Here is a 13512-nt window from a genome sequence, read left to right as displayed (position 1 = left end):
ATGCACACCCCGGGTCGGCGCTACCCCCCCTACCGCGCGGCCCCCCCCCCCGCACCCCCCGGGCCGCCCCCCCCCCCCCCCCCCCGGGGGGGGGGGGGCCCCCCCCCGGCGCCCCCCCCCCGACAGGCCCGTCCGAAACGGTGATCAGCCGTTGTCGACCTGCTCGTCCGTGATCGTGCCCTTGGCCGCGTCCACGTCGAAGGTGGTCTTGTTCCAGTCCTTGGAAACCACGTCGACCTGCCAGACCAGCACCTGGCTGTCGTTCTCGTCGAGGCCGATCGAGGTGACCCAGCCGTCCTTCTTGTCCGTCGCGACCTTGGCCGCCTGCTGGGGCGTCTGCGTCGCCTTGGAGAGCTGGTCGGCGAGCTCCTTCTTCTCCGCGTCGGTCTGGTCGGCGTCGGGGGCGGAGTTGATGACCTTCCCGGACACCGCGTCGATGGTCACGTTGTGCGCGGTGCCGTCCTCCTCGGCGACCTCCGCGACCCACTTCGGAGCCGCGCCGCTCCCGCTGGGGCTGGGGCTGCCGGTCGGGCTGCCGTTGCCGGTCGGACTGCCGCTCGGGCTGGCGTCAGGGCTGGGGCTCCCGGTCGGGCTGCCCGTCGGGCTCGGGCTGCCGGTCGGGCTCGGGCTGCCACTCGCGGCGTCCTCGTCGTCGAGGCCCTCCAGGTCCAGGTCGGTGAGCTTGCCACCGGACACCTCGCCGACCGCCGTCGTGGCCGCCTTGTCGAAGGTGATCTTGACGGAGGAGAGCAGATCCTTGCGCTTGGTCTGGTCCTCGGTCAACTGGGCCGTGGGGCTTCCCGAGGGGCTTGTCGTCTGGTTCGGAAGAACCTTCGCGGCCTCGGAAGTCTCCGCGGCCGTCCTGTCGCCGCTGTCCTGTCCACATCCGGTCACAAGGGTGGCTGCGAGGGCAGCGGCACACAGGGCGCCACCGGCGACGCGGAGCCGGCGGGCGCGCGCGGGAACGGTCTTGTTTCGACGGGGCTCAAGTCTCATGCCTGCATGCCTAGCCGCCCCTCTCCGCGGTCATGTTGTCCGACCGGCGGGTGTCACCCGTTCGGCAGTCCGGTCCGCCCGTTCGGCACGTCCCCTGTTCACCCTCGGTCATGAGGCCGAACAGGGGAATGGCGCCGGTTCGAGCGAACCGGCGCCATTCCCCCGAGAGGCCGTGTCCCGTCAGGCGGTCAGCTGGACCTCGGCCGACGCCGACGCGGTGCCCAGCGATCCCGCGGCCGGGACGGCGCGCAACTGCGCGGCTGCCGCGGCCAGCGCGTCGGGCACGGTCCTCGTTCCCGTGGTGACGCACAGGGTGTAGGAGACGTCCTCGAGTTGCCTGGCACTCTCGGAAGTGCCCAGCCGCGCGTGGGAGCTTCGCAGTGTCTCGTAGCGCTTGACGAGATTCCGCAGCGTTGCGGGATTGGCCATCAGCACGGCAGTTCCTCTCCACAGGGCGGCCGGGAGCCCGTGGGCCCCGCGCCGACGAAGTCCGATCGCGCCGGCGGAACCGCCTGGCGTCACGGGCGGCCGTGCGAGCTGACAGCACGCGTCCGATCCCTTGCAGATGATGGTCGCCCCGCCTCACCCATTCCGCATCCGCAATCACCGAAGGTCACTCGCCGGTCCTCCCGGGCGCCACGCGCCCCGTTGGGAAACAATGGAAAGAGCGGGCAGCGGCTGTTGCCGGGCCCGGTCGGGAGGTCTGTGATGGGTTACCCGGAGAGCTACGAACTCATATTCCAGGCGGGCGGTGCCGAGGACGACGTGGTCGCCGTGCACCTCACGGCCCGCTCCGGCGCCGGCGGCTACCCGGTGTACGAGGACGAGACCGGGATCGTACGCGCCGAGATCAGTGAGCGCGGTGAGGTGCGGATGCAGGCGAGCGGCGGGCATCAGGTCCTGGGTGCGCCGCTGCTGGCCCGGCCGCTGAGTCCCGGAGCCGCGGGCCGGAACGGCTGAGAGCCGTCCCTCGCGGCCGGAGCCGTCGTCCTGACCGCTTCGAGGGCTGTGCCCTGCCCTCATGAGGCAGGATCGCTCGACAGGAGCACGCCGGAGCCTGCTGAGGGCGCGGGGAGGACGGGACATGACGGAGCTGTGGGATCCGGCGGGTGAGGGCGTGATGCGGCTGCCCTCAGGCAGGCTGGTGCGCGGCCGCGGATTGCGCCACCCTCTCCCGGCGGGGCCAGGCCCCACCTTCGCCGTCCACCTGCTCGGCGGCACGGGACCAGCCGTTCCCTGGGAGTCGCGCCTGCTTCGGTGGCCTGACTTCCGTCTGCCCTCGGACAAGAACGCGGCCCGCGCCGTACTACGAGAGGCATGGAGCCGGGCCGTGGACGAGCGGGTGGAGTTCGCGTGCGGAGGCGGCCGGGGGCGGACCGGTACGGCTCTGGCCTGCCTGGCCGTGCTGGATGGAGTCCCGGCGGACGAGGCCGTGGCCTACGTACGCCGGCACTACCGCCGCCAGGCCGTGGAGACGCCCTGGCAGCGGCGGTATGTATCGCGCTTCGCGGAAAGCTGAGCGGCCGCCGCCGCTCGCAGGATCAGTCGACCGTGTGCGGAGCTGGAACGGTTGCTCCGCCCCCGGCACGTACCGCCTCCACCACACACTGGTGGAGGGCTCTGCTCGCTTCTTCGGAGGGGCACGGCACCGGACTGCCGGCCAAGGTGAACCAGTCGGAAGCGCCGCTGTACTGCACGGCCACCTCCGCCTGCTCTTCGGTCCACGTCGTGTGCACGGTCAGATCACCGCTCACGACACCAACCTCTTCGGTGCGCGCTCCGCCGGTTCCCGCGAAGACACCGAGGGTGGTCCACGATGCCCAGTTCATGACGCGTCGCCTTTCGGACAATGACAAGCCTGTCAAGCGGACTGGTTCCGAGTATGGCACCGCGACGCGTCACCCGCATGGGTGTGTCCGTGGGTGTCCGCACCGTGACTCCGCGGGGCGGGTCAGGGGTGCATCGAGGCACCCTTGAGGATCTTGTCGACCGCGTTGCGCGGCCCGTACACAGCCAGGCCCACCAGGTCCAGATCGCCCCTCGGCACCGCGCGGACCGCGGCCCTGTTGGCCTCGTCGTGCCCGGTGGCGAAGAGATCCGAGGTGAAAACCGCCGCCGTCACGCCCCTCCCGACCGCCTTGGTGTGCGCGGACGACAGGATCTCCTTGGACCCGGCGAAGACCAGGACGGGCTGCCGGAACATGGGCAGGTACGGGGTGTCGTCGGCGTCGGCGTACGGTGCTCCGACGACTTCGGGCACCTGCGTGCCCAGGCCGCTCACCAGGAAGGCGGTCACGTTGAGCCGCTGCCAGGTCTCGAGGTCGTCGCGGAGCAGCACGGCGATCTTGGTGTCGAAGCGTACGGGTGCGTTGTCGGCGTCGGTGTAGGTGTTGGTGTTGGTGTTGGTGTCGCGGCGATCGTTCATGTCGGGGAGTCTGCCGAGCCGGCCTGCCGCGCGTCTTGTACAAAGTTTGCGCCGTTCCCCGCCGGTGGGTCCCTGTACGCTTCGGGGCATGGGTGCACGTCCGGACATCACCGCGTGGCGTCCGCACGTCGAGGGAATCGACGAGGTCTTCCACGCCCACTTCGCCGACCACACCTATCCCATGCACACGCACGACGCGTGGACCCTGCTCATCGTCGACGAGGGAATGGTCCGCTACGACCTGGACCACCACGAGCACGGTTCCGCCGGCTCGGAGGTGACCCTGCTGCCTCCGCACATCCCGCACAACGGTGGCGCGGCCACTCCGGAGGGGTTCCGCAAGCGTGTCCTGTACCTGAACACCACGCAGCTCGGGGCGGATCTCGCGGGGCGCGCGGTGGCACGGCCGGTGCTGCGGGATCCGCTGCTGCGCCATCGTGTGCACCAGCTCCATCTGGCGCTCCAGCACTCCGGGGAGGAGTTGGAGGCCCAGAGCCGTCTGGCCCTGGTCTCCGAGCGCCTCGCCGGTCACCTCGGCGAGGAACCCGCTGCGTTCAAGTTGGCCGACCGCCGGGTCGCGCACGCGCTGCGCGATCTGCTCGACGAGCGTTTCGTCGAGGGCCTGACACTCCGTGAAGCGGCCGAGCGGCTCCACACCCATCACACTCACCTGGTGCGTGCCTTCGGCAGGGAGTTCGGCATCGCTCCTCACCAGTACGTGACAGGTCGGCGGGTGGACCTCGCACGGCGCCTCCTGCTGGGCGGCATGCGGGTGCCCGAGGTCGCGGTCTCGGCCGGGTTCTACGACCAGCCCCACTTCTCGAGGCACTTCAAGCGCGTGGTGGGTACGAGCCCGGGACACTACGCACGCACGGGACGAGGAGTTCCCTCGATCTGAGCGGGGCCCTCCCCGGCCGATCCGGTCCGCATCCGCCGTGTCAGCGGCGGCGTTCCAGCGCGCCTCGGACGAAGGCTGCCTGCCCTGCGTGCTGCAGGTCGTCGGAGATGACGCTCACCAGCCGAACGCCGAGGGTCACCGGCGGCGACCAGGAGTCGTCGACGACGCGGTCGAGGGCGTGGCCTTCGAGTCCGCGGACGAAGCCGAGAGTCTGCTCGGTCACGGCGTCGAAGTAGCCGAGGAGGAGGTCGGCCGAGGCGACCTTCACGGATCCTGCTTGCGCGCTGCTGTGACCGTAGCCGGTGGCCCCCCTCTCCAGCGAGAGGTCGAAGCGTGAGGCCCAGTCCTGGGAGAACCAGATCTGTTCGGTTCCGGCCGCGTCGCCGACGTGGTCGTCCTGGACGCGCGTGAGGTGCCAGACGAGCCAGGCGATCGAATTCGCGTCGGCGTCGAGCCGTGCGTTGAGGTCCTCCGGGGGAAGACCCTCCACCGCGGCATGCACCGACTCATGAATGCGCTCGAACGCGTCGGCGAGAATCCCTGCACAGTTCATGCGTCCACCATGGCCGTTCCCCGGACGGGGCCACGGCTCCGACACGCGGCGCCCCGGGCGGCGCGGCTCCGCCGTGGCCCCGGGACTCGCGGTCCGGGGCCACGGCGGAGGACGGGCCCGTGGATCAGCCCGAAGGATCGGCGTAGCGAACGGTGACCTGTTCGAATCCGAGCGATCCGAGCAGCCCCTGGAGCATCGAGGTGGTGTTCTTCTCGGCCCTCGCCGTCAGGCCGCTCTCCTCGGCGGCCTCCCCGATGTGCTTGGCGGCCAGTTTGTTGACCGCCTGCTCACTGCCGGGGTTGTCGGAGAAGAGGTCTCCGAGCCGGTCGAGGAGCCCACGTTGCTTGGACACCGCGTAGGAGCGGTCGGGGTCCAGCGCGGGCTTGCCGAGCACGGCGTGGGGCAGCACGAGTTCGGCCCTGGTGCGTTCCTCGTTGACGGTCACCCCCTCGGCACCCACCTTGCCGAGGTCGACGGAGGCTCCGACCGTGCCGGCGCCCACGTACAGCGTCCGGGTACCCCTGATGGCGTCGGGAAGGTACTTGGCGTCCTTCTCCAGGTCGACGACCACCTGGAAGTTGCCGGAGGCCGCCTCGTAGGCACTCATGTCCCGGATGGACTTGAGCACCGCGGGTCCGGAACGGTCCGTGGTCTTCTCCTCGAAGAGGTCACCCAGTCCGGGCAGCAGGGTGAGCCGGGAACCCAGGAACAGCAGGACCAGAGCAGCCGCGATCACACCGGCGAACGGGAGGCACCCTCGCATACGGCCACGCCCGCGCGGCGTGCCGCCGGGCCCCGGTTCACCCGTGCTGTCTGTCCTTACGTCTGTGGACGTCATGTCTCCCGTGTGACCCCGTCCGGCGGTTTCACTCCCCCCCGTGACGGCGAATTACGCCGACTGCTGTACGGGGAAAGGGCGTTGGGCCGCAGTGGTCCTGCCCGGCAGGGTGTCAGGACGGCCGACGGGGTTCAGTCCGCCGGCGGTCGGCCGGCGGACGGAACCCCGCGGTCCCTCTCGTTCTCGTTCACTCACTCCAGGAGATCTGCGTACGCCCCCAGAGCCAGTGCGACATCGGTCTGGGCCCAGAACCGGTGGTAGGTGAAGACCGGAGCGGCGCCGCCGTCCAGATATGCCTGCACCTTCGGCCAGTTCGGGTCGTCCTTGTAGAACGACCGGATGGAGAGGAACGTCGAGTCGTTGTCGACGGTGTCTCCGTTGGGCATGGCCCCTGTCCAGCCGTTCGGGACGTAGACCGGGTCGTCGAAGCGCTGGTAGTCGGCCCGTGTCTCCGGAACGGCCACACCGGCGTCGTCCTGGTAGTGGCTCCACATGCCGTCGAGGATCCCTTCGGCCGTGGCCTTGGCCTCGGCGTCCCCGGACTTGGCGGCGTAGTAGGTCAGCGTCCTGGCGTAGGCGCCGGCGACACCGACGTCATTGGTGTAGTCGGCCACCGTGACGTGGAGTCCGGAGTTCGACCCCGGGGCGGAGGCGTTCCAGGTGTCGGGCGCGCCCGACCACTGGAGGGTGGAGGGCATGAGGTAGGTGCCGTCCGGGTTGATGGTCGTCTCCGACAGGGCCCAGTCGACCCACTTGTCGAGTACGGCCTTCGCCTGGGCGTCGCCGGACTCGTGGTAGTACTCGGCGACGCGCTCCATCGACCACGCCTGGAAGCCGAACCACTGGTTGGACGGCGGGTCGTGGTAGACGGGCTTCTCGTCGTAGTACATGCCGTAGAAGGTCGGTGTACCCGCCGGCGGCTGGGCGTAGCTGCCCTTCCAGCTGTTCGTCGCACCGCCCGCGATGGCACCCTCGTCGGACTGGAGCCACTGGTAGAAGTCCATCTGCCGGTCCAGGCTCTTCGCCCAGTCCTGCTGTCCGGTGGCGGACTTCGGCTTGAGGTCGCCGACCGTGCTCAGGGCGTAGGCGGCCATGGGGTTCTGGTATCCGCCGTGCGCGTGGCTGGAGCCGATACGCCACGACCAGCCCGCCGAGGTGTCGGTGGCGCCGCCCCAGGCGTAGTACCAGGACATCAGGTAGTGCGCGCTGTCCTTGCCGCTGCCCGCGGGGCAGGCGGTCGGACCGACGCAGTTGCCGATCTTCTTGAAGTACTTGTCGAACATCGAGTAGCGAAGGTAGTCACCCATCTTCGCCGCCTTGCCGACGGTCGCCGCGACCTCGCTCGACTTGCCCTGCTCCTCCGCCCAGATGTCCGCCCAGTAGGCGGCCTGCACGGCACGGGCGTCGGCGTCCGGGGCGTTGGTGAACTTCCACTGCTTGGCGTAGGAGGCGTCCCCGGTGAACAGGTCCAGGTAGCCGTTGTCGCCGCCGTAGGCGAAGTTGTCACAGGTCGGGTGGGTGACCGTCTCCCACACCGACTCCTGCGGCCCGCGCTGGAAGGTGTTGATGTACGAGGGGCCGGTCTCGGTGGGGCCGGCTGAACACTTTCCGGGCGTGTTGCCGTACCCGTAGACGTTGTCGACGTCCTGGATCCAGTGCATGCCGTAGATGTCGTCGGTGCCGTAGGCGCTCTTCAGCTCAGCGGCGATCGGGTCCGAACCCGACGTGGCCGACCCGTCGAGTACGGCCGGGTACTCGTTCGGGGTGTCGTGCTCGGGCGCGTAGGTCGCCGGCTTCGACGCGTTGTAGAAGGAGTTCGTGGGCTGGTCGGCGTGGGTGGGGATCATGTACTTCTCCATGGTCGCCCACGCACCGTTGAACTTCGTCCAGTCCCCGGTGATCTTCCCGTACATCGCCTGGAGCCAGATCAGATAGCTGTACGCTTCCGAGGTCGTCTCGTGTCCGTGGTCCGGGGCTTCGACGATCAGCGTCTCGACGGAGTGGTAGGGGATGCCTTCCGACGAGAAGTAGCCGTTGGCCGGGTCGGTGATCTTCCCGTACAGGTCGAGGAAGCGGGAGTCGTACTCCTTGGCCTCGGCGAGCTGCGTGACGGTGACCTCGGCCTTGCTGTGCCCCGGCGCCGTCACCGTGAAGGTGGCGGCCCCCGTGCCCGTCGCGGCGGCCGAGACGGTCACCTTCTGCGGGGTCGACCAGTTGGACGCGGTGAACGTGAGGCTCGCCCCTCCGGTGACGCTCAGACCGGAGTTGCCGCCGCTCCGGGCCACCGTGACGGTGACCGGCGAGGACGGTGCGGTGGACAGCGACACGTCGAACGTCCCCGACTTGCCCGACTGGACGCCCAGTTGTGCGGGTGTGGCGACGAGTGCGGGGCCCGCGGCCACGGTGATGCCCGCGGGGGTGGACTCCGAGGAGGCGCCGAGGCTGTCGTACGCCCTGGCGTACACCGAGTGGCCGCCCGCGGAGAGTCCTTCGGCGCTGAACGTGTAGGGGGACGTGGTGTCGGTGCCCAGCAGCCGGGTGTCGTCGTAGAACTCGACCTTGCTGATCCCCGCCCCGTTCGCCGCGGCCGCGGTCGCGGCCAGGGGTACGGGATCACCCGCGCTGAAGACTGCTCCGGCCTTCGGACTGGTGAGGACGGTGATGGGCGGCTGATGGGCGCCCACGCAGGTCGTGCCGTTGACGGCGAAGGTGGTCGGTGCGGTGTTGGTGCCGCTGTAGGAGAACTGCGCGCCGGTCGTGACGGCGGCTCCGGCCGCGATGGCACCGTTCCATGCGGCGTTCTTGACGGTGACCGTCTTGCCCGACTGGGACCAGGTCCCGTTCCATCCGTTGGTCAGCTTCTGATTTCCGGCGTAGTCGTAGGTGAGAGTCCAGCCGTCGATCGCGCTGGTGCTCCTGTTGGTGACGGTGAGCTCGGTGCTGAACCCCGAACCCCAGTCGTTGGCCTTGTAGTCGACACTGCATTGGACCGCGGCGGCCTGGGCCGGTGTGCCGGCGGCGGCGGTCATTCCCAGGGGAAGGGTCAGCGCCGCCACCAATGCTGTCCACAGCTTCCGGTTTCCGGATCCGGTTCTACCCGGTCTTCCGGTCAACCACGTTCTTCGCGCGCGTCCCGATGGCATGCGCGGTTCCTCCTTGCGGCTCGGCGACATGGGGGGTGTGCGGGTTGAGCACAAGCCTTGAACCAGTGGGAGCGCTCCCAGGATGGTGATGGAGAAAAAGAGAGTCAAGAGACTTGAAGAATCGAAAAATTTCGACAGCAGAAGATGTGAACTGCCTTGTTGACCAACACCAGTTGACGCTCTAACGTCATGCCACACCAGTGGGAGCGGTTCCACCGGCGGACGTTCCGTAGGGGGAACGTCCACGGGCTCCGGGAATCGCTCATGCGGCACCCGGACGTATCGCACGAGCTCGTACCGCTCCCCGAGCGGTTGCCCGGCACGGATCGCGGCACCGTCGCGACCATGGCCACGGCCTCCGGTCAGCTTCCGCACGCACGGTGTGGACCATGCGGCGGGCTCCCGCCCGTCGGAACGGCCCCGTCCCAATTCCACCGGCGAACCGTGCGCCCCGAGCCCGGGCTAACCGAGTGCATCCGTGTGCTCGCGCGAGCACCGGACCGCACAGACACCACGCGAACAAGGAGATCCCCGCCTGGCCTGAACGACGAATCCCCCCACCCGGGGCCGGCCCACCGGACATGAGGCCTGTCCCGACATCCGCGCCGACACAGATGTCATCGGCGCGCGACCACGCCGGACGCGGGCGCACCGGACGGCCCGACGACGCGTGGAACATTCCCGGTCTCCTCATGTCCCGGGTGAGCGGCGGCTGTTGAGCCCACTCACGCCGGTCGCACCAGGAGTCCGAAACCGGCGGGACCCCTTCCCGGGGTGGCCCCGGACCATCCGGGGGGCCACCCCACGGCCCCGTCCCGATCAGCGACGACACGGAAGACCCCACCACCCGTACGAAGAGGGCTGCGCCGGTATCCCGCGCACCCCGACAGCTGAGGAAACGGATTTCGCATGAGCCGCACGAGCCGCACCACCCTGCGCCGATCCCGAATGGCACTCATCGCCGCCGGCGTACTCATCGCCGCGACCGCGGGCACCGCCGCCGCGGTGCCCTCCGGGATCACCACCGCCGCCGCCGAGCGGGTGAACAACCCCTACGAGGGCGCCAAGGTCTACGTCAACCCGGAGTGGTCCGCCAACGCGGCCGCCGAACCGGGCGGCAACCGGATCTCGGATCAGCCGACAGGCGTCTGGCTCGACCGCATCGCGGCGATCGACGGCGCCAACGGCAGCATGGGCCTGCGTGACCACCTGGACGAGGCGCTGGCCCAGAAGGGCTCCGGCGAGATGGTCGTCCAGCTCGTCATCTACAACCTGCCCGGACGTGACTGCGCGGCGCTCGCCTCCAACGGTGAGCTCGGCCCCACCGAGATCGACCGCTACAAGACGGAGTACATCGACCCGATCGCGGCGATCCTCGCCGATCAGAAGTACGCGGACCTGCGCATCGTCACCACGGTCGAGATCGACTCCCTGCCCAACCTCGTCACCAACACGGGCAGCCGGGCCACCGCGACGCCCGAATGCGACGTGATGAAGGCCAACGGCAACTACGTCAAGGGCGTGGGTTACGCCCTGAACAAGCTCGGCGACGCGCCCAACGTCTACAACTACATCGACGCCGGCCACCACGGCTGGATCGGCTGGGACGACAACTTCGGCGCTTCGGCCGACATCTTCCACGAGGCCGCGACCGCCGAGGGCGCGACCGTGAACGACGTGCACGGCTTCATCACCAACACCGCCAACTACAGTGCCCTGAAGGAGGAAAACTTCACCATCGACGACGCCGTGAACGGCACCTCGGTACGGCAGTCGAAGTGGGTCGACTGGAACCGCTACACGGACGAGCTGTCCTTCGCCCAGGCGTTCCGCGGCGAACTGGTCTCGGTGGGCTTCAACTCCGACATCGGCATGCTGATCGACACCTCACGCAACGGCTGGGGCGGCGCGCAGCGGCCGACGGGCCCGGGCGCGAGCACGAGTGTCGACACCTACGTGGACGGCGGGCGCATCGACCGGCGCATCCACCTCGGCAACTGGTGCAACCAGTCCGGGGCAGGTCTCGGCGAACGACCGCAGGCGGCACCGGAAGCCGGCATCGACGCGTACGTCTGGATGAAGCCCCCGGGGGAGTCGGACGGCTCCAGCGAGGAGATCCCGAACGACGAGGGCAAGGGGTTCGACCGGATGTGCGACCCGACGTACACCGGTAACGCCCGGAACAACAACAACATGTCCGGCGCGCTGGGTGACGCTCCGGTGTCGGGCAAGTGGTTCTCCGCCCAGTTCCAGGAGCTCATGAAGAACGCCTACCCGGCGCTGTAGCCCGCCGTCGGCCGGGCGCCGCGGGGGTGACCCCTCGGCGTCCGGCCTCCGGCAGCAGGCTCGCCTCGGTACAGGACGTACCGGGGCAAGCAGCGGCGGATCTCCGGGGCCCCGCCCCGGCCGAGGAAGCCCGGCGGCACTCGGCCTACGCGCCTCGCCGACGGGTTTTGGGCGCTCCCCCGCCCGGGCCCTCCCGGCGACCGCGCAACCTGTCGAACACGGCACGTCCGCGAGCCACCGGCGCGGACGCGTCCCGGCGGGCAGCGGGTTCGGCCGTCCGCTTGCTTCCGGACGAACCCGCCGAGGCCTTCGCCTTCCCGGCGACGGCGGCCTTCACCTTGGCAGCGGATCCGCCCTTGGCCCCGGAGCCGGACTTCCCGGCGGGCTTGCGCTCCGGACGGGGCGTGGTGCCACCCCAAAAGAACCGCCGGCTTCCGGCAGCCGCACCTGGAGTGCGCTTCGCACCCTCCGCCTGGGCCGGGTCGTCGGACAGCGCGTGATAGCGGTGACTGACCCGTCGACCGACCAGCACATAACCCAGCAGCGCCCCGGCGGTGTTGAGGATCACGTCATCGATGTCGAAGGCCCGTCCGGCCACGAGTGCGCCCTGGGCGAGTTCCACGACCGCCATGACCGACGCGGTCAGCACCGTCATGCGGAGCATACGGAGCTTGCGCGGGACCAGGATCGGCAGCAGCACACCGAACGGTGCTCCCAGCAGGAGATTCCCACCCGCTTGCTTGCACGCCGCGAGGAAGGTGTAGTCCTCGGCATACTGCCGGAGGGAGCGCCCCGGCTTCAGATTGGAGGTGACGATGTCCTCGGACGCGGGAGACGGCGTGAGCGTCACCTTCGCCAACACCACGGAGAACGCCACCAGGGCGAGAAAAGCTGCCGTCAGAACTGCTATGCGCAGCAGTAGACGTCCCATACTTCTGCGTCGTGCACCACGATCCGCCTCGGCTGTCATGGCGGAACGGATGCCCCCAACCTCGACGGACACACCCGGTACGAGGTGCGACCATGTGCGCATGAGCGCACAGAGCAAGGACGAACTGCTGACACAGGCCGTGCGGCTGCGTGAACAGGGGCATCCCGAGCAGGCCAGGGAGCGGCTCCTCGCACTCACCGCCGCGTTCCCCGACGCCGTCGACGTCGCGTACCAGACGGCGTGGGTCCACGATGTGCTCGGTCTCGAGGCAGAAGCGGTGCCCTACTACGAGCGCTGCCTCCAGAGCCAAGGGCTCACCGACGAGGAGCGCAGAGGAGCACTCCTGGGGCTCGGGAGCACCTATCGCGTCCTCGGGCGGTTCGGCCAGGCCGTGGAGACACTACGCCGCGGAGTCTCGGAGTTCCCGGACGACGGAGCCTTGCGGACCTTCCTGTCCATGGCGCTGTTCAACACCGGCGAACATCATGAGGCCATGCAGCTGCTCCTGCGCCTGGTGGCCTCGACCAGCGACAGCCCGCACGTCAGGCAGTTCCGTCCGGCCATCGAGCACTATGCCGCGGACCTCACCCGGACCATGTAGAGGCCGGAGCACCGCCCGCGGTTCAGGCAGCCGGGGCGGGAGCCGCGGGCCGGGCATGAGGAAGCCCCGGCCGGATCGGGGGAATCCAGCCGGGGCGGCTTGTGCGCGAGGGCGGGGCGATTCGCTCACGAGGGTTCGCCCGCTCACCCCTACGTATAGATGAACGATAAACCACCAGCTCCCGTTCCCGTGAATCCACCCCCGCACTTGTGATCCACACCACGACCGAAGCAGCTCAGGCGCCCTCACCCCATGTGCGCGCCTGCGGTCAGCGGGACTCGCGGAACACGACGTGCCGCCCGGCAGCCGGGTCGAACTTCCTCAGCTCGAGCCGGCCAGGGTCGTTGCGCCGGTTCTTTCGCGTCACGTAGGTGTGGCCGGTTCCGGCCGTGGACCGGAGCAGTACGACAGGCCGGGTATCACTGCGCGCCATGGGACCTCCAGACGAGGAATCCGACCCCGCACCCCGATGGTGACGGGTGTCGTTTTCATTTACACCCGGACCAACACACGGCCACCCCTCACCATTCCCGCATCCAACCCCTCCAGGCACCACACACCCCTCCCGTCCCCGCCTCCACAGGAGTCGCACCCCGTCCACGATCACCATGCCCGCCCCCCGGGCACCGGACGACAAAGGATCATGGTGCGGCAGCTCCACCTCCGGGCATATGCCTGCTCCCCGGTGGTGCGGGCCTCGGGCGCACGCACGCCCGGGCGCAAACCGACAGATTCACGCCGGGCGACTTGCGTCAACTCCCCGCCAGGCGCAAGGGTGTTCGGCGGACCCGCGCTCCACCTAGCCGACGGCATATGCCAGATGCAAGAACGCGTCGAGTGT

At 69.3% G+C, this 13512-nt stretch carries 14 protein-coding genes; 5 read left to right on the top strand and 9 right to left on the bottom strand.

All coding sequences use genetic code 11. The annotated features are described in order from the left end of the window. Window positions 1-144 precede the first annotated feature (144 nt). Window positions 145-996, bottom strand: a complete 852-nt coding sequence (locus tag ACGFNN_RS07685; protein ID WP_362556429.1) for a PepSY domain-containing protein — start codon at window positions 994-996, stop codon at window positions 145-147. Window positions 997-1176: 180 nt separating this feature from the next. Then, a complete protein-coding gene (locus ACGFNN_RS07680; RefSeq protein ID WP_362556427.1) occupies window positions 1177-1431 on the bottom strand; it encodes a DUF5133 domain-containing protein in 255 nt (84 codons plus the stop codon). Between the two features lie 273 nt (window positions 1432-1704). Between ACGFNN_RS07680 and ACGFNN_RS07675 the strand changes: the two genes are divergently transcribed. Together ACGFNN_RS07675 and ACGFNN_RS07670 are read left to right on the top strand one after the other, a co-directional pair. Next, window positions 1705-1956 (top strand): DUF6296 family protein, encoded by a 252-nt coding sequence (locus ACGFNN_RS07675; RefSeq protein WP_393553838.1) that lies wholly within the window; start codon window positions 1705-1707, stop codon window positions 1954-1956. A gap of 124 nt (window positions 1957-2080) precedes the next feature. Further along, entirely contained in the window at window positions 2081-2515 is a 435-nt protein-coding gene (locus ACGFNN_RS07670) for a protein phosphatase (protein WP_393553836.1), read from the top strand. A gap of 22 nt (window positions 2516-2537) precedes the next feature. Here ACGFNN_RS07670 and ACGFNN_RS07665 read toward each other — a convergent pair whose 3' ends face one another. Both ACGFNN_RS07665 and ACGFNN_RS07660 read right to left on the bottom strand, forming a co-directional pair. Next, the gene (locus tag ACGFNN_RS07665) at window positions 2538-2825 is read right to left on the bottom strand and encodes a hypothetical protein (RefSeq protein WP_362556421.1); all 288 of its coding nucleotides are present in this window, start codon (window positions 2823-2825) and stop codon (window positions 2538-2540) included. 122 nt (window positions 2826-2947) lie between these two features. Beyond that, a complete protein-coding gene (locus ACGFNN_RS07660) occupies window positions 2948-3421 on the bottom strand; it encodes a DUF2000 family protein (RefSeq protein ID WP_393553834.1) in 474 nt (157 codons plus the stop codon). An 88-nt stretch (window positions 3422-3509) separates the two neighbouring features. Between ACGFNN_RS07660 and ACGFNN_RS07655 the strand changes: the two genes are divergently transcribed. Beyond that, window positions 3510-4319 carry an AraC family transcriptional regulator gene (locus ACGFNN_RS07655; RefSeq protein WP_393553832.1) on the top strand — a complete coding sequence of 270 codons (810 nt, stop codon included), beginning with the start codon at window positions 3510-3512 and terminating at the stop codon, window positions 4317-4319. 40 nt (window positions 4320-4359) lie between these two features. On the opposite strand, the gene ACGFNN_RS07650 is transcribed toward ACGFNN_RS07655, so the two are convergent. The 3 genes from ACGFNN_RS07650 to ACGFNN_RS07640 form a co-directional block, all read right to left on the bottom strand. Then, window positions 4360-4872, bottom strand: a complete 513-nt coding sequence (locus ACGFNN_RS07650) for a DUF664 domain-containing protein (RefSeq protein WP_393553830.1) — start codon at window positions 4870-4872, stop codon at window positions 4360-4362. A gap of 124 nt (window positions 4873-4996) precedes the next feature. Beyond that, window positions 4997-5710 carry a DUF4230 domain-containing protein gene (locus ACGFNN_RS07645; protein WP_393553828.1) on the bottom strand — a complete coding sequence of 238 codons (714 nt, stop codon included), beginning with the start codon at window positions 5708-5710 and terminating at the stop codon, window positions 4997-4999. Window positions 5711-5901: 191 nt separating this feature from the next. Then, window positions 5902-8739 carry a glycoside hydrolase family 48 protein gene (locus tag ACGFNN_RS07640; protein WP_393553826.1) on the bottom strand — a complete coding sequence of 946 codons (2838 nt, stop codon included), beginning with the start codon at window positions 8737-8739 and terminating at the stop codon, window positions 5902-5904. Between the two features lie 1023 nt (window positions 8740-9762). Between ACGFNN_RS07640 and ACGFNN_RS07635 the strand changes: the two genes are divergently transcribed. After that, window positions 9763-11139, top strand: a complete 1377-nt coding sequence (locus ACGFNN_RS07635) for a glycoside hydrolase family 6 protein (RefSeq protein ID WP_393553824.1) — start codon at window positions 9763-9765, stop codon at window positions 11137-11139. Between the two features lie 145 nt (window positions 11140-11284). On the opposite strand, the gene ACGFNN_RS07630 is transcribed toward ACGFNN_RS07635, so the two are convergent. Continuing rightward, window positions 11285-12070, bottom strand: a complete 786-nt coding sequence (locus ACGFNN_RS07630) for a VanZ family protein (RefSeq protein WP_393553822.1) — start codon at window positions 12068-12070, stop codon at window positions 11285-11287. 100 nt (window positions 12071-12170) lie between these two features. Here ACGFNN_RS07630 and ACGFNN_RS07625 point away from each other — a divergent pair, with 100 nt between their 5' ends. Beyond that, window positions 12171-12671: a tetratricopeptide repeat protein gene (locus ACGFNN_RS07625; protein WP_393553820.1), complete on the top strand. Its 501-nt coding sequence runs from the start codon at window positions 12171-12173 to the stop codon at window positions 12669-12671. A gap of 268 nt (window positions 12672-12939) precedes the next feature. On the opposite strand, the gene rpmG is transcribed toward ACGFNN_RS07625, so the two are convergent. Then, window positions 12940-13104, bottom strand: coding sequence for a 50S ribosomal protein L33 (rpmG, locus tag ACGFNN_RS07620; protein ID WP_362548187.1), 165 nt, complete (start codon window positions 13102-13104; stop codon window positions 12940-12942). Window positions 13105-13512: the final 408 nt, after the last annotated feature.

Origin of the sequence: Streptomyces sp. NPDC048590 (genome assembly GCF_043199535.1) — a bacterium.
In the GTDB taxonomy this organism is placed as follows: domain Bacteria; phylum Actinomycetota; class Actinomycetes; order Streptomycetales; family Streptomycetaceae; genus Streptomyces.
The sequence above is the reverse complement of the archived record's forward strand: the minus strand, read 5'-3'. Positions and strand labels throughout refer to the sequence as shown.